19 protein-coding genes are annotated in these 21,733 nt (G+C 38.4%); all 19 read right to left on the bottom strand.

Annotated elements, in window-relative coordinates; translation table 11 throughout:
• Nucleotide 1: 1 nt before the first annotated feature.
• Nucleotides 2–1,648 (bottom strand): glycerol-3-phosphate dehydrogenase/oxidase, encoded by a 1,647-nt coding sequence (locus tag PSR12_RS05855; RefSeq protein WP_274772032.1) that lies wholly within the window; start codon nucleotides 1,646–1,648, stop codon nucleotides 2–4.
• 18 nt (nucleotides 1,649–1,666) lie between these two features.
• Nucleotides 1,667–3,160, bottom strand: a complete 1,494-nt coding sequence (gene glpK / locus PSR12_RS05850; protein WP_274772031.1) for a glycerol kinase GlpK — start codon at nucleotides 3,158–3,160, stop codon at nucleotides 1,667–1,669.
• 18 nt (nucleotides 3,161–3,178) lie between these two features.
• The gene (gene mutL, locus PSR12_RS05845; RefSeq protein WP_274772029.1) at nucleotides 3,179–5,041 is read right to left on the bottom strand and encodes a DNA mismatch repair endonuclease MutL; all 1,863 of its coding nucleotides are present in this window, start codon (nucleotides 5,039–5,041) and stop codon (nucleotides 3,179–3,181) included.
• A 15-nt stretch (nucleotides 5,042–5,056) separates the two neighbouring features.
• Entirely contained in the window at nucleotides 5,057–7,627 is a 2,571-nt protein-coding gene (mutS, locus tag PSR12_RS05840; protein WP_221682703.1) for a DNA mismatch repair protein MutS, read from the bottom strand.
• Nucleotides 7,628–7,755: 128 nt separating this feature from the next.
• Nucleotides 7,756–8,409 (bottom strand): outer spore coat protein CotE, encoded by a 654-nt coding sequence (gene cotE / locus PSR12_RS05835; RefSeq protein WP_221682704.1) that lies wholly within the window; start codon nucleotides 8,407–8,409, stop codon nucleotides 7,756–7,758.
• Between the two features lie 134 nt (nucleotides 8,410–8,543).
• Nucleotides 8,544–8,981, bottom strand: a complete 438-nt coding sequence (locus PSR12_RS05830) for a YlbF/YmcA family competence regulator (protein ID WP_004225842.1) — start codon at nucleotides 8,979–8,981, stop codon at nucleotides 8,544–8,546.
• Nucleotides 8,982–10,526, bottom strand: a complete 1,545-nt coding sequence (gene miaB / locus PSR12_RS05825; RefSeq protein WP_221682705.1) for a tRNA (N6-isopentenyl adenosine(37)-C2)-methylthiotransferase MiaB — start codon at nucleotides 10,524–10,526, stop codon at nucleotides 8,982–8,984.
• A gap of 204 nt (nucleotides 10,527–10,730) precedes the next feature.
• The gene (locus tag PSR12_RS05820) at nucleotides 10,731–11,999 is read right to left on the bottom strand and encodes a carboxylate--amine ligase (RefSeq protein ID WP_274772023.1); all 1,269 of its coding nucleotides are present in this window, start codon (nucleotides 11,997–11,999) and stop codon (nucleotides 10,731–10,733) included.
• Nucleotides 12,000–12,114: 115 nt separating this feature from the next.
• Complete coding sequence (locus tag PSR12_RS05815; protein WP_221682707.1) at nucleotides 12,115–13,125, bottom strand: histidinol phosphate phosphatase domain-containing protein; 1,011 nt, start codon at nucleotides 13,123–13,125, stop codon at nucleotides 12,115–12,117.
• Entirely contained in the window at nucleotides 13,125–13,907 is a 783-nt protein-coding gene (locus PSR12_RS05810; protein ID WP_221682708.1) for a DeoR/GlpR family DNA-binding transcription regulator, read from the bottom strand. Before PSR12_RS05810 ends, PSR12_RS05815 begins: the two co-directional genes overlap by 1 nt.
• Nucleotides 13,904–14,905 carry an ABC transporter ATP-binding protein gene (locus PSR12_RS05805; RefSeq protein WP_274772021.1) on the bottom strand — a complete coding sequence of 334 codons (1,002 nt, stop codon included), beginning with the start codon at nucleotides 14,903–14,905 and terminating at the stop codon, nucleotides 13,904–13,906. The genes PSR12_RS05810 and PSR12_RS05805 overlap by 4 nt, the downstream gene beginning before the upstream one ends.
• Nucleotides 14,902–15,687, bottom strand: coding sequence for an ABC transporter permease (locus tag PSR12_RS05800; RefSeq protein WP_048391486.1), 786 nt, complete (start codon nucleotides 15,685–15,687; stop codon nucleotides 14,902–14,904). Before PSR12_RS05800 ends, PSR12_RS05805 begins: the two co-directional genes overlap by 4 nt.
• Nucleotides 15,684–16,529: an ABC transporter permease gene (locus PSR12_RS05795; RefSeq protein ID WP_221682711.1), complete on the bottom strand. Its 846-nt coding sequence runs from the start codon at nucleotides 16,527–16,529 to the stop codon at nucleotides 15,684–15,686. The genes PSR12_RS05800 and PSR12_RS05795 overlap by 4 nt, the downstream gene beginning before the upstream one ends.
• Nucleotides 16,530–16,601: 72 nt before the next feature.
• Nucleotides 16,602–17,438 carry an alkaline phosphatase family protein gene (locus PSR12_RS05790; RefSeq protein WP_274772017.1) on the bottom strand — a complete coding sequence of 279 codons (837 nt, stop codon included), beginning with the start codon at nucleotides 17,436–17,438 and terminating at the stop codon, nucleotides 16,602–16,604.
• A complete protein-coding gene (locus tag PSR12_RS05785) occupies nucleotides 17,428–18,516 on the bottom strand; it encodes an ABC transporter substrate-binding protein (RefSeq protein ID WP_257521333.1) in 1,089 nt (362 codons plus the stop codon). Before PSR12_RS05785 ends, PSR12_RS05790 begins: the two co-directional genes overlap by 11 nt.
• 235 nt (nucleotides 18,517–18,751) lie before the next feature.
• Nucleotides 18,752–19,129: an ELKS/Rab6-interacting/CAST family protein gene (locus PSR12_RS05780; protein ID WP_255601691.1), complete on the bottom strand. Its 378-nt coding sequence runs from the start codon at nucleotides 19,127–19,129 to the stop codon at nucleotides 18,752–18,754.
• Nucleotides 19,130–19,201: 72 nt separating this feature from the next.
• On the bottom strand, nucleotides 19,202–19,720 hold the full coding sequence (locus PSR12_RS05775) for a hypothetical protein (RefSeq protein ID WP_004225870.1): 519 nt from the start codon (nucleotides 19,718–19,720) through the stop codon (nucleotides 19,202–19,204).
• Nucleotides 19,721–19,732: 12 nt separating this feature from the next.
• Nucleotides 19,733–20,950: an aminopeptidase gene (locus tag PSR12_RS05770; RefSeq protein ID WP_221682714.1), complete on the bottom strand. Its 1,218-nt coding sequence runs from the start codon at nucleotides 20,948–20,950 to the stop codon at nucleotides 19,733–19,735.
• A gap of 28 nt (nucleotides 20,951–20,978) precedes the next feature.
• Nucleotides 20,979–21,731, bottom strand: coding sequence for an ABC transporter permease (locus PSR12_RS05765; protein ID WP_004225875.1), 753 nt, complete (start codon nucleotides 21,729–21,731; stop codon nucleotides 20,979–20,981).
• Nucleotides 21,732–21,733: the final 2 nt, after the last annotated feature.

Below are 21,733 nucleotides of genomic sequence, written 5' to 3'. Positions count from 1 at the left end.
CTTACTCCCCTTCTTTCACAAAATTTGTTGCATCGTTAATGGCTTGCTCTAATTCAGCAATATACCTATTTTTTTGTTCCTCCGTATAATTTAAACGTTGTTGCATCACTTGAATCACTTGCTGTTTATAAAGCTTTACTGCTTCAATATCGAAGTATAATAAACCAGTCCGACGAATAAAGAAGTCGCTTGGTGTATAGACCATTTCGGCTTCAATGCCATACAGTAGCATCGCATGTAAGGCAAGAGGCATTGTACTGCCATGTTCATGTAAAAATTTCACGCGATCGAATAAGGCATCTACATTCGTGCCATACTTTTGTACGAGATGCTTGGCTTCGTCATAATTTAAGCCATACTGTACGCCTTCTCGTGCTTTATAGGCAATATAGTCAGGGAAATTAATAGCGTTGATTCCCTTTGCACCAGAAAGTGCTAGCTCACGTGTTAAACAGGCACTTGCATGCTTGTAGCGACGGGCCTTCACAATTTTATCCACAATCGTTTCAGCCATTTGGCGATAGCCCGTTAGCTTTCCACCCGCAATCGTCATTAAACCACTTGGCGCTGTCCAAATTTCATCTTTCCTTGAAATTTCTGATGGATCCTTGCCTTTTTCATAAATCAGAGGTCGGACCCCTGCCCAAGAGGATTCAATTGTGTCTCTTGTGATAGTAGCAGTTGGAAAGATCTTTTTTGCAGCCTCCATTAGATAATCCACATCTTGCTGTGTTGCCACTGGATGTACAGGATTACCTTCATAGACAGTATCCGTAGTCCCTACATAGGTTTTGCCATCTCGTGGAATGGCAAAGGCCATACGACCATCAGCAATATCAAAATAAACAGCTTGCTTTAGCGGAAAATCCTTTTGTTTGAGGACAATATGAACGCCCTTTGTTAGACGTAATTGCTTGTTATCTGCTACTTTATCTTTTTGTCGTACGTCATCAACCCAAGGACCTGTTGCATTCACAATTTGGGCGGCATGGACATTGAGCATTTTCCCTGTCACATGATCCCTCACTTTAATGCCAACAAGCTTTTTCTTTTCGTAGATAAATTCCGTCATTTCAGCATAATTGAGGCAAAGTGCTCCATATTCTACAGCCTTTTTTAATACTTCAATTGTTAGGCGGGCATCATCTGTACGGTATTCTACATAATAGCCACCGCCGACTAAGCCCTCTTGATTGAGTAAAGGCTCTAATGCCAAGGTTTCCTGAGCATTTAACATCGTTCTACGTTCATGTTTTTTGACACCTGCCAAGCGGTCATAGACCTTTAATGCCATAGATGTTGTGAAGGGACCGAGTGAACCCTTTTTATATAATGGTAATAGCATTTTTTCAGGCGTTGTGACATGTACAGCATTATCATAAACAATTTCACGCTCTCGCCCTACTTCGGCTACAACTCCTACATCAAATTGCTTTAAATAACGTAAACCACCGTGAATCAATTTGGTTGAACGGCTCGACGTACCAGCTGAAAAATCCTGCATATCAATTAATGCAACAGAAAGGCCTCTTGATGCGGCATCTAATGCAATTCCTGCACCTGTAATACCGCCACCAATGACTAATACGTCAAAGCTATAGTGCTCTAGATAATATAAAATTTTTGGTCGCTGCTCAAATGAAAACATACCTTTCTCCCCCAATAGCTATGATTTAAAAATTCGTGTTGCCTCTACAGCCTTCTGCCATCCTGTGTACAGAGCTGTGGCTTGTTCTTCATCCATGTGAGGTTGATAGGTTTCCCCACTCACCCATAATGCCGATAAAGCCTCTTGGTTTGGCCAGAAGCTTGTCGCCAGCCCCGCTAAATAGGCTGCACCGAGTGCTGTTGACTCATTCAATTTTGCTAGCTCTACTTGTAGCTGTAAAACATCACTTTGGAACTGCATTAAAAATTGATTTTTGACAGCTCCACCATCTACACGCAGTACTTCAATCGGAGTACCTGCTGCTTCTTCCATTGCATCTAGTACATCTTTCGTTTGATAAGCTAATGATTCTAGTGTTGCTCGAATAAAATGTTCTTTTGATGTTCCACGTGTTAACCCAAAAATTGCGCCACGTGCATCTGTATCCCAGTAAGGCGTACCTAGCCCAACAAAGGCAGGGACAACATAAACCCCATCGGTATGATCTACTTTTCTAGCATAGGTTTCAGAATCCTCTGCTGTACGGATCATCCTTAGTCCATCGCGTAGCCATTGAATAGCTGATCCTGCTACGAAAACGCTACCTTCCAATGCATAGGTCACTTTCCCATCTATTCCCCACGCAATGGTTGTCAATAAACCATTTTCTGATGTCACTGCCTGCTTTCCTGTATTTAATAGCATAAAGCAGCCAGTGCCATACGTGTTTTTAGCCATTCCTTTGCTAAAACAAGTTTGTCCAAAAAGTGCGGCTTGCTGATCACCCGCAATCCCAGCTATCGGAATTTTTTCTCCAAAAAATATACTTGGAGCCGTTTCTGTATATATTTCTGATGAATTTCTCACTTCTGGAAGCATGGACATTGGGATAGCTAAAAGCTCACAAAGTTCCTCATCCCACTTCAATTCATGAATATTGTAGAGCATTGTTCGAGCTGCATTTGAGTAATCGGTCACATGAGCCTTTCCCTTTGATAATCGCCAAACAATCCATGAATCAATCGTCCCAAATAATAAATCGCCATTGTCTGCCTTTTCACGAGCACCTTTAACATTATCTAAGATCCATTTAATTTTTGTCGCTGAAAAATAAGCATCTAAGCGAAGCCCTGTCTTTTGCTGAAAATGTTCTTCATGTCCTTGTTCTTTTAAGGCATTCACAATGTCCTGTGTTTGGCGTGATTGCCAGACAATCGCATTGTAAATCGGCTGACCTGTGTGTTTATCCCACACCACTGTTGTTTCGCGCTGATTGGTAATACCAATCGCATGAACCTCACTTGCTTCATGGCCACTTTCGGTTAATACTGCCGCAATAACGGACAAGATAGAACCCCATATTTCATTGGCATTATGCTCTACCCAGCCAGCCTTTGGAAAAATTTGTTGAAATTCTTTTTGTGCTACATGAACAATTTGACCTTTTTTATCAAATAAAATGGCTCTTGAACTTGTCGTTCCTTGATCAATCGCTAAAATAAATTCGCCCATCCATTTTCCCCCTCTTCCTTACATAACCCGTTTGAACATTTTTTCCACTTCATATGATGTAAAGTGAATAAGCACTGGACGTCCGTGTGGGCATGTAAATGGATTATCTGCATTGCGTAAATCACGCAGCAATGTTTCCATTTGCTCTTTTGTTAAATAATGATTGGCTTTGATTGACTTTTTACAGCTCATCATAATCGCGGCTGCCTCACGTAGTTTTTTGATATCAGCCTTTTTAGTTGTCAGCACCTGTTCAATTAAATCCTCAATGATTTCCTGTTCCTCCCCTTGTGGGAACCAACTCGGATGCTCACGTACAACAAAAGATGACTGTCCAAATTCCTCTAAAAATACGCCTACAGCTTCTAATTCATGCCTGTGTTCTCGTAAGATCAGTGCTTCATCGGCTGCATAATGGAATGTTAGTGGTAACAATAATGCCTGACGTTCATGAGGATTAACTTGACCGACTTTTTCACGGAAGAATTCGTATTTAATGCGTTCCTGAGCAGCATGCTGATCAATTAAATAAAAACCATCCTCCATTTGCGCGACAATGTATGTGCCATGTATTTGCCCCACTACTTCGAGTTCAGGAAAGGGTTCCTTTGTAGGCATTTCTTCCAATATTTCCGACTGTGCAGCTATTGTTACTTCATCAATTGTTTCAGCCTCTATTTGTGGTGTAAGCTGCCAACTTTCCTCTCGAACCGTAGAAATAGGCTTAGGCTCAACTATCTGTTCAAGATTGTTTTCTTGAATGGTTTGGACATCATATAATTTTTCTACGATGGCATTCATTTTCTCCACATCAATCTTTGGAGCAGGCTTCCATATGTTTAATTGTTCAGTAGCTGGTTTAACTATTTTTTCTTTCTTTTCCATTTGTGGAACTCGAATAATGTAGCGTATTGTTTCACGAATGGTTTCCTCTATTAACTTCAAAAGCTCAGCCTCTTTACTTAAACGAATTTGATGTTTTGCAGGATGCACATTCACGTCTGTTAAGTAAGGATCACCCTCTATATATAGAACAACTATTGGGAAGCGCTCGATAGGTAAATACGTATGGTAAGCATCTACAATAGCCTTTTGTACTAAATAATGCTTGACCCAACGACCATTGACAAATAGAGTCATATAATTTTTAGAAGCACGTGTTACCTCTGGTAAGGATACAAAGCCAGAAATTCGATAATCATGTGACTCGCCTTGGAATGGCACCATTTTCTTGGCATTATGTATTCCATAAATAGCTGCAAGCACTTGTTGTACATCTCCTCGGCCATTTGTTTGCAGTAATTGTTGACCATTATGCAATAATCTGAATGCTATTTGTGGGTTACCAAGTGCGAGGCGATTCATCAGGTCTATTGTATGCCCAAGTTCGGTTTGAATGGTTTTCATATATTTTAAACGGGCGGGTGTATTAAAGAATAGCTGGGAGACTGTTAAATCAGTCCCTTTACGCAACGGACCAGGTTTATGAGTGAGGATATGTCCACCTTCAAGGTCTAAATGTGTTCCGGATTCACCATTTGATGTAATCAATGTCATTTTAGAAACAGAGGCAATGGATGCTAGAGCCTCACCACGGAAGCCAAGTGTTCGAATACGAAATAAATCATGTTCCTGATGAATTTTACTAGTAGCATGACGAGAGAATGACATTAGTGCATCCTCTTCATCCATACCGCTACCATTATCTATTACTTGAATGGAAGTGAGACCTGCTTCTAGTAAAAAAACATCAATGGACGTACTCCCAGCATCAATAGCATTTTCCACTAGCTCTTTGACAACAGAGGCTGGCCTTTCTACTACCTCTCCTGCTGCGATTTTATTGGATAGCCATTCGTCCATAATTTGTATGTTTCCCACTAACGTATCACTCCTTTATTTTTTAGCGTTCACTAGTTCTTGCTGTAGCTCATATAAAATATTCATTGCCTGCATCGGTGAAGTACCTAGAATATTTACCTTTTCCAATTTCTTTAGCACCATTGTCTCGGCTGGGGAAATCGGTTCCTCCTCTGCAAATAAAGACATCTGTACTGGTTGTTCAGCTATCACCTGTGTTTCGGCAACTACTTCTTTCCCTGCCTCAAAGTTCTCAAGTAATACACGTGCTCTAGCTAAAATTTCCTCAGGTAATTGAGCAAGCTGTGCCACATGTATACCATAGGATTTATCAGCCGCTCCTTTTTTCACCTTATGCAGGAAAACGACCGTACCATTTTTTTCAGTGGCTGAAACATGCACATTTTGTAAGCGTGGCAAATCCTTTTCAAGTGCTGTCAATTCATGATAGTGCGTAGAAAATAACGTATTGGCCCCAATTTTATCATGAATATATTCCATCATCGATTGTGCCAAACTCATTCCATCATATGTCGATGTTCCACGTCCAATTTCATCAAATAGCATCAAGCTATTTTTTGTTGCATGCGTAATTGCATGTTGCGATTCAAGCATCTCCACCATAAATGTAGATTGCCCTGCCGCTAAATCATCAGCCGCTCCAATCCTAGTAAAAATTTGATCAGTAATCGGCAGCTTCGCTTTTTCAGCGGGTACATAGCAGCCCATTTGTGCCATAACAACAATTAATGCAACTTGGCGCATATAAGTACTTTTACCTGACATATTCGGCCCTGTAATAAGCATCATATTGTTCTGCTCTTCTAGCACACAATCGTTTGGTACATACATTTGCTTATTCAGCATTTTTTCAACGACAGGATGGCGTCCTTCTATAATTTCTAGGGCACGTCCACCATGAAATTGCGGTTTCGTAAAGCGATATTTTTCTGAGACACTTGCAAAGCTTAGTAAAACATCCAATTCACTAATGTTTGCTGCCAGTGCTTGGACACGCGGAATATAAGCTTTTAATACATCACGAATTTCTACAAACAGGTTGTACTCCAATGTTAAGCTTTCTTCTTCAGCATTTAAAATCAATGCTTCTTTTTCTTTTAGTTCCTGTGTAATATAGCGTTCCGCATTCGCCAGTGTTTGTTTGCGCTCATAGCGTGTTAAATCTGCTAAATGAATATTTGATTTTGTAATTTCTATATAGTAACCAAAAATGCGATTATAGCCAATTTTTAAATTTTTAATACCCGTTTTCACACGCTCTTCTTGTTCAAGTTGGGCAATCCAATCCTTACCATTACGAGCGGCATAGCGAAGTTCGTCTAAGCGTTCATTATAGCCGTCACGGATAACATCCCCTTCTTTAATGGTAATAGGGGGATTATCTGTAATCGCTTTTGCTAATAATGCCTCGACATCTGAGCATGTATCAAGCTCCGCACCTAATTGCTGTAATGTTTCTTTATTTGACCCCATCAACTGTTGCTGAATAGTCGGCACTTGGCGTAAAGAATCACGCAATTGGGCTAAATCTCGTCCACCCACATTGCCAAAAGCAACACGACCAGCCAAACGCTCTAAATCATATACTTGTTTTAAGGATGCTTGAAGCTCTGTTCGTACAAAATATTCTTCCAACAAATCCGTAACAATCGCTAGTCTAGCCTCTATTGCTGAACGTGTGGCAAGCGGTTGGTGTAGCCATTGCTTTAATTTTCGTCCACCCATCGCTGTCACGGTGTCATCTAATAGCCATAAGAGGGTACCTTTTTGATCGCCACCACGAATCGATTGAATCAGCTCTAAATTGCGCTTTGAGCTAGAATCAATGCGTAAATAATTTTTAATTTCATTAAATGTGAATGCCTGAATATGTGATAAAGATCTCATTTGCGTTTGGTCGATATAAGCTAACAATCGAAGACATGCAATTTGTAACGGTTTTGGTACAGCTTCTAGATAACTTGCTGCTTTGTCCATGGGCATTTCATTCACTTCAATTGAAAGTACGATACCAGCATTGACGGCATGCTCTGCTAATAATAGCTGCAAACTATCCGTTACAATCAGCTCTCGAATTCCGTAAGCCTGCATTTGCATTAATAAGGCTTTGCCATCGCCTTCAATAGAAGATGCTACTGCCTCACCTGTGGATAAATCTAAATAAGCATAGCCAAATGTTGTGTCATCTAATTGCTCTGCCGCTCCAATAAAATGATTAGATTTACCATCAAGAGCCTTTCCTTCCATAATTGTTCCTGGTGTGATAAGCTGAACCACTTCACGTTTGACCACACCTTTTGCTTGCTTTGGATCTTCTGTTTGTTCACAAATAGCCACTTTATAGCCTTTTTGCACAAGTGTTTCAATATAATTTTTAGCCGAATGATGCGGCACACCGCACATTGGTATTCGTTCTTTTGCGCCTGCATCTCGGCTTGTTAATGTAATTTCTAAAATTTGTGAGGCATTGATTGCGTCCTCAAAAAACATTTCATAAAAGTCACCTAATCTAAAAAATAAAAAGGCATCTTTGTAATCTTCCTTTACCTGTAGATACTGTTGCATCATTGGTGTATATGTTGTCATATCACTATTTACCTCGCTCTTGCCTTATAGATATATTTATTATAACAAAAGATACATGCGAAACGCTTCATTCACCTTTTTTAAGATGCTAGCATTTCGCATGTATCAAAAAATGATGTTTTTTAGACTTATCTTGGTCGTTCATCAGGAAACGATGAAGACTCTAACACATACCTGCCTTCTCCTTCAGAACTTGAAGAGGAGCTAGAACTAGAGCTTGATGAGGATGAAGATGAACTTTCATCATTAAGGCTCCAATCTTCTTCATAGTCTAGTGGATGGACACTAATACAAATTGTTGTTTCACCCATTACCTCAACAACTACTTCACGTTCCACTACAATTTCAAACTTTGTACCACATGGAGAGATAATCGCTTCAATACAATTTGGTTCTTGTATCACACGTACACGAACATCATCACCAACGCTAATTTCACCGTCTCGATAGTGAAGCTTCACTTTGTCTTTATAGTGAATCGTTTCAGAAAACACAGCTGTTTTCGAATGATTACTATAGGCATACCAAACATTGACATCAAATTTCCCTGTTACTTCTACAAATTTCCCGACTCTTTTTGCAGAGCAAGTGTGATTGATTACCCAGCACCCTAAAATACTTGTCGGTTTATTTGTTGGTGATAATGTTACACGTTCTTCCGTTCTCTTCTTCCCTTTGGCAACTACTGCTTTCGTCACGATTTGTCGTAAACGTTTCAGCGCAATTCCTCCTTCGACTCTTTTCACTCCATCATATGCAGGTAGCGCCCATTGGGTGAACATATATTTTTAGAGAATGAAATGGATCATTTAAAACTTTTCGATGAGAGGTCTATTATAGCAGCTGAATGCTTCAATAGAAGAAGACGTAAAAAAAGCTCGAATGACAGCATTCGAGCTTTGATTTCTATAATCTTTTAAGAGCAGCTACCTGGTTGAGTATTTTCTACGTATGAACCCGTTTCACCACGAAGCACATCGCCACCAGTTGAGCGAATAATTTCATTTGTAACATTATTTGCAATTGTATTTGAAACAAGTTGCAATAAATCATTTACATCGCCTTGTGATTCTTTAAATTGTTGCACAACAGGGATGGCATTAATTTCTTCCTCGATTTTAGCAATTTTATCTTCTATCATTTTTAGAGCTTTTTCTTTTCCTAAGTGTTGGAAATTAACCGCTTGTTTTTGTAAGCTTTTTAAGCTTGCAATACGTTCACGTACTTGTTGATTTTCGTTAATTTGCGCTTCTGCCTTTTTGAAAAATTCAACCTCTGGCGTATTTGCAATCATATGTGCAATTTCATGTGATTTTTTAATTAAATCTTCTTTTGTATATAAGACTTGTGTCATTTATGCTTCCACCTTTTCATTTTTTACGACTTCCAAAAATTCACCAGTAAGTGAATAGGATGTAGTCTCTGTTATTTTTACTTTCACTAATTGACCAATTACTTCTGCTGGTGCTTTGAAGTTAACTAAACGATTCTTCCTCGTATAGCCCGCTAACACATCGTCGCGTCGTTTACTTGTGCCTTCAACTAATACTTCGACAACCTGACCATTTAAACGCTCTAATGCTTTGCGAGAGTATTCACCCACCACTTCATTTAAACGTTGAAGACGCTCTTTTTTCACCTCTTCAGGTACATTGTCAATCATTTTTGCAGCTGGTGTACCTTCACGTGGCGAATAAATATACGTAAACGCTGCGTCAAAGCCCACTTCACGGTACAAGGACAATGTTTCCTCAAACTGCTCCTCTGTTTCATTTGGATAGCCAACGATAATATCTGTTGTTAAGGTTACTTCAGGTATTGCCGCTTTAATTCTATCCACTAAACCAAGGAAATGCTCGCGTGTATATTTACGCGCCATAATTTTTAGCACGTCATTCGAGCCAGATTGTACTGGTAAGTGAATATGCTCCACTAAGTTGCCACGCTTTGCAAGAACTTCGATTAAATGATCATCAAAGTCACGTGGATGACTCGTTGTAAATCGAATACGCGGAATATCGATCTTTCTTAATTCATCCATTAAATCGCCAAGACGATAATCAATATCCTCAAAATCTTTGCCGTAAGCGTTGACATTTTGTCCTAATAACATAATTTCTTTGTAGCCCGCTGCTGCTAGCTCACGAACTTCAGCAATGATTTCCTCTGGTCGGCGACTGCGCTCTTTACCACGTGTATAGGGAACGATACAATACGTACAGAATTTATCGCAGCCATACATAATATTAACCCAAGCTTTAATGGAGCCAAGACGTTTCTTCGGCAGATTTTCAATGACATCGCCTTCTTTAGACCAAACCTCTATGACCATTTCTTTAGACATGTAGGCTTCTTTTAAAATGTTTGGCAGACGATGAATATTGTGTGTACCAAACACCATATCGACGTGTGGATAGCTTCTTAAAATTTTATTAACCACAGATTCCTCTTGCGACATACAGCCACAAACCCCTATTAGCATCTCAGGGTTTTTTCGTTTATATTTCAGCAGGAAACCAAGTTCTCCAAATACTTTGTTTTCTGCATTTTCACGAATAGCACATGTATTTAGCAAGACAACGTCAGCCTCTTCAATCACCTCTGTTGGTGTGTAGCCTAGCTGCATAAAAATTCCGGCCATTACTTCTGTGTCATGCTCATTCATTTGGCAGCCATAAGTACGAATATAGAAGGTGCGACCTTTGCCCATTCCTGCGAACTCTTCTGCAATGCTAAAATCCTTATGATACTTCACATCTTCTTTCCCACGTTTTTTAGCATCTTTTAAGGATGGAGCTGTAAAGACCCTCTCAAAATATTTACTATAATCCTTTTCAGGCTTGTCTTCTTTTTTTGGTTGATTGACTTGTTGATTAGCTAAGCGTTGTTCCTCATTCATCGCAATCAGGTAACTCCTTTCAAACGAAATCCATGCACTTGAATTCCCATTTTATTATTATACTGAATAGTTGATACTTCCTACAAGGTTTGCGCCTCAAATGTCGAGGTTTCGACTTAATTATATGAAGCTAGGCGTAATTATCCATCAGCTCTGGCGTTCTATCCTGAAAGTTTTAATGACCTATCCATCAGTTCACATTTGCTATCTATTGCTCTTGTTAAAATACTTGCTGTATTTTACCTGTAAATATGAATGATACAATTTCAGCTTTATCCAGCGCTTTATATTCATATCTTCTTTATATAGTAATGCATCCGTGTATTGCCCTTCTTTCATTAATCGCTTTGCTTCTATTTTTAATTTTTCATTCTTCATGTATTTAAATAGCGTTTTTGAAGGAAGTAGTGACCATACATGCTTCGTCTGGACATATGTTCGTTCATGATTAATCTGGAATAAATAATCATCCACCACATATTGCATTAAATTATACCCGCTTGCGGTCACATAGTAGCTTGAAGCCCCTGCTCGCAAATTCATTTCAAATAGCTTATATTTCCCGTCCCTGGCATCGTATTTCATATCAAAATTAGCAAAGCCCGTATAGCCGATGTCCTCTAAAAAATGCCGAATGGATTCCATTAGCTGTTCATCATAATCGGTCATAACAGCTAAAGAAATACCTTTGTTTTGTGGAGATGGATCTTCGAGTAGTTTATTGCTTACACACATTAATTTTACTTTTCGATCCCTTCCTACATATACATCTAGAACACGGATATAGGAATCGTCGCCTGGAATAAATTCTTGAACGATTAAGGTGTCTTGATAGCTAGAACGATAAATACAGCGAATGATGTGCTGCATCTCATCTGCATCATATACTATATATATTTTTTTCTTTTCAGGAAAGGAACAGTTCGTATAGGTCACGGTATTGGAGGGTTTAATAATAATGGGATACTGGATTGGAATTTCTCTATTTAGATGATGTTCCTTTTTTATAATAATGGTTTTGGGGTATTCTAACTGATATTTATCACAAAGCTGGTAGAACTTCTCCTTTGTTTGGACAATTTTTAGTAAAGCCTGATCAATGTAAGGTAAAATAAAGTACTTTTCAAGCTGCTCTTTATTTTCAATGATAAGCTCTGCATAATAGCAGTCACAAACTAATAAAATCAATTTCTTTTGTTGGCACTGCATAGCTAATCCCACTAGAGCTTGTACAAAACGGGTAGGATCATCTAAATGTTCAACATATTGAAAATCCAGAATACTGCTATTCTGTGTGGCAATTCCTTGAGAGCCTCCCAAAAGGAGTGAGCGCATCGTTCTCCCTTTTTTTGCTGGCTCAATGACAAGACTTTTCATGCGGTAGGCTGCATAAAATGAGCGGGCTACCCCATATGCATGCTGACCCGATTGTATAATAATGGGTAAAAAGGGTTGTTCTTTAATGAATGTCAATTTGACTCGCCTCACATTATAAATATGAATTTAATCATTTGTATGCGAGTTAAATTGTACTTATGTAATACGAATAAAAGGCACTACATTGAAGCTTTAGTGCCCTTTTCTCAACCTATAACGTCATCATTTTTTTTACTCGCTGTTCAAAGGAGACAATGGCTTCAACGCCATAACCCTTTAGTAGCTCTAAATTAGCAAATGTATATTTACCTAAATCATCTGGGAAATGTGCATCCGAGGATACAGTAAATGCAACTCCATGCTCAAGTAAGGTTTGTAAAAAACGGGGACCCGGGCACATTTCCTGTACTGGGTAACGATAATACAGGCCGGCATTGATTTCAGTGGCGGTTTCAGTAGACGTTAGTGCCTTTGCAATACGTTTATACCAAACTTCAAGAAACGCACGATTCTCCACCTGATAATTAAATACTTTAAAATTATCTAAATGGGCAACAAAATCAAACATATTGGAAAGAATCATTTTCTCTACTACTTTAAAAAAACGCTCATAATTTTGTTGTAAAGAAGGTTGATCCATTTGCTCAAAAAGATATTGTGTTTGCGGATTATCAAAGCCCCATCCATCAACAAAATGAACAGAACCAATTACATAATCCCAAGGATAACCTGCTAGTAAAGCCGTTAATTCCTCCTCTCCACCAACAAAATAATCCGCCTCTATACCAAGTCTCAGTGTAATGCCATGTTGACGCCATTTTTCCTTTGCCTGCTGAATGGTTGTTACAAAAGCATCCATATTTTCTGTCATCACACGATCTAGCCAATAGCGCTGGATTTTTCCAATTTCACTATCATCCAGCCTCATAAAGCGCTCAAAATAAGCACGCGTTTCTTGAAAACGATATAAGTGATCGACAATCCCTACCTCACGTAAGCCAAGCTGCTTTGCCTGTTCGAGATATAAATCCAACCATTCCTCACTATAACAGCCATTTTTCACGCGCTGTGCCAGCCGCTGTAGATGACAAGTTATTTGTTGTTTGGAGCCTTTTTCCGTTTCATCTTCCGAATGAAAAAACTCCAGTGCTTGCGATGTACGCTCTAGCCAGCGAAATGAATAAGGTCCCTCTTCTAAATGTACATGATAATCAATTGTCATCAGCTCTTCCCTCCATTACATATCGTCCATTTTTCCTCATAAGCCTGCCATTCTAATGGACAAGTGCTTTCGCAAAGAATTTCTGTACATTCATCAAGATGACAGATTTGAAAAAATGATTTGCCATTGATTTTGGATGCATCGGCTAATAAATAACTCACTTTGCTATGCTTGAGCATTTTCTTTGAAATAAGAGATTCATCCAAATCGTAATCATAAACAATGCCCTCACTCATACCACCGCACGATAAAAAGGCCTTATCAAAATTCATATTATCTAGCATTTCTAACGTCATAGCACCTGCCACAGAAGATTGTTTTGGATTCGCCGTGCCCCCTAGTAATATGACCTTGCCTGTCATGCGTCGTTCCTCTATGGCTAAATTAAATTGAATAGCTGCTGCAATTGAATTCGTTACAACCGTTATATCTTCCACAGCTAGTAAAAAATCGGCTATATGTACTGTTGTAGTACCTGTATCTACTGCAATAGTATCGCCATCGCAAATGCGTTTTGCTGCAATACGAGCAATTTGTCTCTTTGCGTCCTTGTGCATTTGTAGCTTGCGTAAAAATACCGGTTCATTACGTACATTCGTATATTTAATAGCCCCACCATGAACTCTTGATAATAAATGCTGTTGCTCTAATTCATCAAAATCTCGGCGAATTGTTTCTGGTGCTACCTGAAGGGCATCAGCAATATTGGCAACAATAATTTTCCCTTCAGAATCTAATTGTTTTAAAATAAAATCAAATCTTTCCAGTTTAGCGTAAGTCATGATAGCGCAATCACATCTTCTTGTGCGACATAACATTTATAGGATTTTCCCATTTCAATCGAATACCCTTGTTGATGCAGTTGTTCCATTGCAAACGCCATTTCTCCTTCAAATGTAGTACGAATAATATTGCCGCTCATTAATGATTGTTTGGCAACCCCAGAGAGACATAAGTCTCCATCTCGTTGATCGAGATGTAATGCCTCAGGGCGTATTGCAAATTTCATGGATTGCTCTATTAAAGATGCTCCAAGCATTTTTTCTAAAGTTTGGCGTGGAAAAACATTATAATGACCGATAAAATTAGCAATAAATTCATTATTTGGTCTCATATAGATTTCCGTTGGCGTACCGTTTTGGGCAATGCTTCCATTATTCATGACAAATATTCTATCCGAAACAGCCATTGCCTCCTCCTGATCATGCGTAACTAGAATCATTGTCATATTTAATTTTCGTTGAATTGCTCGTAAATCTGCTTGAAGTTTTTTGCGAATTTGAGCATCAAGCGCACTAAGTGGTTCATCTAATAGCAGTACTTTAGGACGGACAATTAATGCACGAGCTAGAGCAACACGCTGCTGTTGACCTCCAGATAATTCTTTTGGGTAAGCATTGGCTTTCTCACTTAAATGAACTAGCGCTAACATTTCATGTACGCGCTGCTCTATATCTGCCTTATTAACTTTTTGCATACGCAAACCAAAAGCAACATTTTCGAGCACCGTCATATTAGGAAAAAGTGCATAGGATTGAAAGACCATACCCACTTGACGATCCTTCGGTTGTACGCCACTCATATTTTTTCCTTCAATCAAAATCTTACCTGCCGATGCATCTGTTAAGCCTGCAACAATACGCAAAATCGTACTCTTTCCACAGCCACTAGGACCTAATAGTGTGATAAATTCTCCTTTTTGAATTTCCATATGAATATTGGTTAAAACAGATACTTGTCCATATTTTTTATGAAGCCCTTCAATAACAAGATAACTCATAGATTTGTAGCACCTTTCGATCGTTTCGTTACGATAGCAATGACGAATGTTAAAAGACCCATTAGTACGAGATAGATGAAAACAACAGCACTAGCAATATGTCCACTTGTGCTAAGCTTTTTCATTAAATAAATTTGTACGGTTTCAAAACGAGAACCTACAACAAGATTAATTAGGACAAACTCACCAAATAAGACAGAGAAGGATAACAATGCCCCCGCAAATAAGCCTGGATAAACAGTAGGCAGTAAAATTTTTGTGAATGCCTGCCTTTTTGATGCGCCTAGCAATTGAGCCGCGTCAAGTAGCTGCCTCGCATCTATATTTCTTAAACTATTTCGTGTACCTTGATAGATATAAGGAAGAATCCCCACAACATAGGCACCTAACACAACAAATATCATCGGTATACCTATTTGGCTATAAACGCGTATAAGCCCTACAGCTAAAATGATGCCTGGAAAAGAATACACCATCACCACTGCCATCTGTATCCATTTTTCGTATCTTGGAAAGTATAGGACGATGACGAAAATGGCTGGCACAATGACAAGGAGTGCGATACTAACTGCCCCCCCTGCTAAAAATACTGAACGGCCAAATGCCTGAATAAAATCGGTATCCTGAAACAAAGTGGAAAGCCATTTTAGTGTGAGTCCTTCTGGCAATATCGTTTTATTCCATTTTGTTGCAAATGCATAGAGCATTGTTGCTAACACTGGTAATAGTAAATATCCCACGAGCAGAAGGAAAAAGAAATCAGCCAAACCACGCTTTTTCATTTTACTTTCCTCCTTGTTTTAGAGATGCTCCACTCACTGATCAGCATGGCCGTCACCATTGTCACTGCTAATATAACTGCAATGGCGCTGGCTAGCTCTGGCTGAGCAAAAATATCACCTTTTATTAAGGAGCCGATACGAATCGCCACTAAATTATAATTACTGCTTGTTAATGCATAAGCAGAGGCATACGCGCCCATTGCATTGGCAAACAATACACTAAAGGTTCCCACAATCCCCGGGAGCATAACAGGGAGACCAATTTTCATCCAAAACTGCCAGCCAGATGCCCCAAGAAGGGCTGCCGCCTCCTTCCACTGTTGCTGAATTCCATCATAAATGGGATATAGCAGCATTAGAGATAATGGCAGCTGAAAGTAAATGTAAATAAGTAACAAACCGCTCCAACTGTATAATGAAAAGGATGTCAACACATCAATATCCCATTTGTCAAATAACAGTGTAAATAAACCACTATTGCCAAGTAAAACAATAAAAGCAAATGCTAGCGGAATACCTGAAAAATTGGAGGTTAAGTTCGTAAGTATTAAAATCTTCTCTCGTACTGGCTCTGAAAAGTTCATCATGGCATAAACTGCAAACATGGTGATAAGTAACGCAATCATAGCTGAGATAACAGATAATGTAATACTATTTTTAAAACCTTGAAGAATGTAGTCGTTCGTAAAAATTGATTCATACTGCTTCAGTGTAAAGCCCTCACTATTTTGAAAGCTGGTAATGAGCATATATAGGAGCGGTACTAAGAAAAACAATAATAGTAATACAAGAAAAGGCGAAAGCCAAGCAATGGATTGCCGCTTCGATATCAACACACTCACTTCTTTCTATAAATGACTTGCGGCTTATGGGGATAATAGCCGCTCCTTAGAATAAGAGCGACTACTATTTATTTAAACCTCTTTTGCTGTAAACACACCTTCTAACAGGATTGGCACCATATCTTCAGCAGGCTTGATATTTAATAAATGACAGCACAGTGGTGCAACTTGTAATTGAGAAATAATGCCTTCTTTTATACCTGCCTTTACAGCATCTGAAATGACAAATAGTGGGACATGACGATCCTCATGCGTTGTGCCGCCATGATTACCATCTCTTGTCATGCCATGATCAGCCGTAACGATAACCTCATAGCCCAGCGCCATACACTTTGGAATAAACAATGACAGTAAAGCATCCATCGCTAAAACTCGATTGCGATATTGAGCAGAATCTGCCGTAAATTTGTGACCATCATCATCAACATTCATTGGATGAATATACAGGAAATCAGGCTGCTTTTGAGCCATTAACCATGCTGCATCAGCAAATACATGACTATCTGGATAATGATCCTCAAAATAGAACATACCGTTGTCAATTGGTAATTGTGTATCGAGTTGTAGCCTGTCCTCCATATGATTAAATGGCGCTCTATTATAAAGTTCACTCACCCAATAATAAGCGGAGGCTGCTGTAGTTAAACCATGCTCCTTTGCGATATGAAAGACACTTTGCCCTTTCGATAAACGCACTGTCATATTGCTGGTAACACCATGTACAATAGGGGGTGTACCTGTTAAAATCGTCTCATACAATGGTCTTGATAAAGACGGCACCTCTGAGCAAACCTTATAGCGAGCAGCTACCTGACGCTCGACTAAATGATGCAAGAACCCCATATGTGTGCAGGCTGTGTCAAAGCGCAATGCATCGATAACAATGAGAACCACTTTGTTATTTTGCATGGATTAACACCTGCTCTTGATAGAGTTGAGGGATTTGCTTTGTTGTATCTTCCCATGTCTTTTGATCTTTTACAGGTTGTGCATTCGTATACATATCAGCGGGTAATAGTAAATCTTTTACATCCTGTGGTAATTTTACTCCGTCTCGAATTGGACGCGCATAGCCTTTTGCTAAATTTTCTTGACCTGCATCAGATAAAATATATTCACGTGCGAGCATGGCAGCATGTGGGTTTTTGGCATATTTATTAATTACCGTTGCATAACCAGAAGTGACAGATCCCTCTTTAGGTATCACTACATCAAAGCGGTCCTCATCAATTTGATGACGATAACCTAATGCATTAAAGTCCCATAAGATCGCTACATCTATTTCACCTTTTTCTAGGTTCGCTACTGATGGATCTCCCTGTAGACGTCCTTGCTTCGCTAATTCTGCAAAGAAATCTATACCTGGTTGGATGTTTGACTCATCTCCACCAAATGCCATAGCCGCTGCTAAGATGGCAAACTGTGCTTGGTTAGCTGTTAATGCATCTCCAATACTGACTGTGTAATCTCCATTTTTTAGATCTTCCCATGATGTTGGAGCATTCTTCACATTATTTTTATCTGTCAAGAAAGAAATGGTTCCTGTATAGCCAACAATCCAGTGTCCTTCATCATCTTTAGCCCATTCAGGTATTTCATCCCAATAAGACGTTTTGTATGGTAATGTTAAGCCCTTGTCCTTAGCGATTGGTCCAAAAGCAATCCCGACATCTCCAATATCTGCGGTAGCATCATCCTTCTCTGCTTCAAACTTCGCTAACTCCTCGGCACTCGACATGTCCGTATCCTTGTGTTTGATACTATATTCGGTCCCAAGTTCCTCCCAGGTTTCCACCCAGTTCGCCCATGTATCTGGCATACCGACAGAATTAACAGTGCCCTCTTCCTTTGCTTTTTCTGTAATGTCCTCAAGCGATAAGTCCTTTTTTACCTCATTTGCACTAGATGAACTGTCAGAACAAGCTGCCAACATGGAAATAGCTAATGCACCAATTAGACCTTTTTTCCACAGTTTTTGAATTGCCATGTGTTGGACCCTCCATTTGTTTTGCTTTATTTTTATTTGCTTACAAACGTTATGTTACAAAACAAACATTAAGCAAGTATGGAGTTGTTAAGAATATTTAGTAAAAATTATTGAGGAATTATAAAAATCTATGAATTTAATGAATAAATATAGTAGGCTTGTAAAGCTAGCGAGGGTAGATACGGAAAAACCTAAGTATGTGTACATTTGCTTTACAGACGTACACATACTTAGGTTATTTGGAGAGACCTAAAAAATCAGCATAGGTATGCGGCTCATTTTCCTTGAGAATTGTTAAAAATGTAAATGCCAATTGCACAACTGACCACCATCTCATATTGTAGGACATTTCAAAACGAGGGGGCTCTAATGAAAAGACATCTTGAAAAATATCTAACGGTTCTATTTGCTCATCCTTTAAAATGGATAGAAAGCCAAGAAATAACGTATGATCTTTAACCTCAATCAATTTGTCCTCTACAAGAGCATCAATATTTTCAGGGTGTTGAAAATTACATTGTGTAGCTACATAACGTTCTAAATCCTGAGCACGCTTTCGGTCTTCACGTTCCTTTTTTTTTGCAATAAAATCAATGACGTTATTCACGTACATCGCCTCTTTTTTTCTTTTATTGTAGCATTTTTTATAGAAACATTGCCCGAAATAGCCCTTTATCCATTCCATTTAAATGGTTTGTTTTTTATTAAATTCCTCTAAAAAAGTAGTCAATTTGTGAAATTCCACAGAGAAGACATCTTGCATTCCAAAATATCCTTCTTTTTCATCTATAATAGTGGCAAACTTTTTATAAAGACGGTGAATATAGCCATGATGGCGATAAGCATAAAATTGGACTTCTTTCACTTCTGGGTGTTCTTCTAATATATGTTTTAGCATTTGTAGAAAACCCTTAACAAAGGATCGACTATTTTGATATTCTTTCTTTAGTAGTGCGCAATCAATAAAAACGATATGTTTATTTTTAAATTGATCTTCTCTTACACCCAATGTATAGCTTGCTGCAGCAAATACTTCCTGCTGTGTATTTTGAAAGAGGAGCAGATTTGTTTCCTCTATCATGACATATAAACTACCAAGTGTATCTAAAATCGGATACATATCGTCAAATATATTTCTATTTTGCAAAAAGAAAACAGCGAATTTTTCATAATCCTTATCAGTCTTACACTGCACTATTTCCATTCATCTTCCCCCTTATTTAATTACCCACTCACCATTCACTAAAATCGCTTCGGCAGTACCGTCCTCTCGTATTCCATTCACCTGTAAGTTTTGTGAGCCTATCATAAAATCAATATGGATCATACTATTATTTATGTTTTCTAGGTTTGCACCATCTTCTTTCAAGCCTGAAGTATAGGCTTGCCCAATGGCTAAATGACTGGATGCATTCTCATCAAATAAATTATGATAAAATAGTAGATTGCTCGCAGAGATTGCAGAATCATGAGGAACCAATGCAACCTCACCTATATATCTAGCACCCTCGTCTTTTTGAAGAATATTTTGTAATGCATCCATCCCTTTTTCTGCAAAGAAATCAATAATTTCACCATCTTTAAATGTAAGTGTAAATTGATCAATGATCTGCCCTTCATAAACTAATGGCTTTGTATTTTTGACTATTCCATTTACTCCTTTTTTGAGTGGTGTCGTATAAATTTCTTCAGTCGGCATATTACAAATAAATGAGCTTCCCTTGTCATTCATTTCTAAGCCATTAACCCAACGATGATTTTGTGGTAGCTCTATTTTTAAATTTGTCTCTTCGCTAATGAAATGTAAATAACGGAAATACTTTACATTCAATAATGCGGCCCTTTTATTTAATATATTAATATGCTCTTCCCAGGCTTGTAGTGGGCTCTCTTCATTTAATTTAAGTATTTCAAAAAACTTTTCCCATAATTCCTCAAGAGCATTTTTGGGCTCTAAGTCAGGGAAAATAGATGCTGCCCATTGCTCCGTCGGATAAACAATAACAGTCCAACTAACTTGCATTTTAATCAATTTTTCGGTAAAAGAACGAAAAGCAAGTGCAGAAGCATACTCTGCTTTTTCTACCTTAACAGGGTCTATTCCCTCCATATTTTGCAGGTGGGGTGAAATAATATAAAGAAAAGCGGCACCACTACTCGCCATTTCTTCATACCCCTTCACAAGCCAATCTGGTGTATAGGTTAAGCCTTGCTCTGTCATATATTCATATTCAATACGAGCAAGCTCTTCATCAATCCACTTTATATAAACATAATGTGCACCATTGAGATAGGCATGTCGGCAAACCCTTCGAACAAAATCGGCAGCAGCCATTGAGGCAGAAATCACTAAAGTCTGTCCTTGTTGAATATTAATCCCTACTTTTATGACCAATTCCGCGTACTGCTCTAACTTAGTTTCAAAAGTTTTCATTTTAAATTTAACTCCCTATTCAAATAATTTATTGAACACGCCAATGTATTTTTTTACTGATTAATAGATAAGAAAAACAGGAAAAAATGAGTAAGATTAGAACATCTATGAATGTAGAATTGGTCCATCCAACAGTTAGCATACCGTGTAATACATTCGCTACATATGTTGTTGGTAACACGTAGGAAATCCACTGCAGAACGATGGGAAGGTCTTTCAGTTCAATCATAACAGGTGTTAAGAAAGTAACAAACATCAACAAAAATTGCGCTACAATATTTGTAAATTGAGGATTTGGAGATAAAAACCCCATTAATACACCAATGCCTACTACACTAAAAATCGCCAATAAAGCGACTGGTAGTAGAAGCCACTCAAAATGAAGATTGACCCCATAAATTTGCTGACCAAACGTAAATACAATAATAAACGAAGGTAAGGAAGTTAAAATACCATAAAACAACAAAGATAAAATAAAATTAACCTTTCGAATGGGAAGGGATGAGTAATATGTAAAATAGCCCCCAAATTTTTGATACGAGATATCCTGCCCTAGAATATTCATCCCCATTAATAGAATACTAAAAATCATATTACCGATAATTAATCGTGCCAATTGTTCAGAGCTAGATTCACCCAGTAAAAATTCGAGAAACACTAAAGTAACTATTGGAAAAATGGAAGACATTGCAATAATCCATAATAATTGATGCCTTACGATGGCTATTTGTATACGAAATAAAATAAGTAATTCAACAAAGAATTGACTAAAGGCATTCATTA

It is taken from the genome of Lysinibacillus sp. G01H, from assembly GCF_028872195.1.
In the GTDB taxonomy this organism is placed as follows: domain Bacteria; phylum Bacillota; class Bacilli; order Bacillales_A; family Planococcaceae; genus Lysinibacillus; species Lysinibacillus capsici.
Note: the sequence above shows the minus strand (reverse complement) of the source record. Positions and strands in the feature narration are given on the sequence as shown.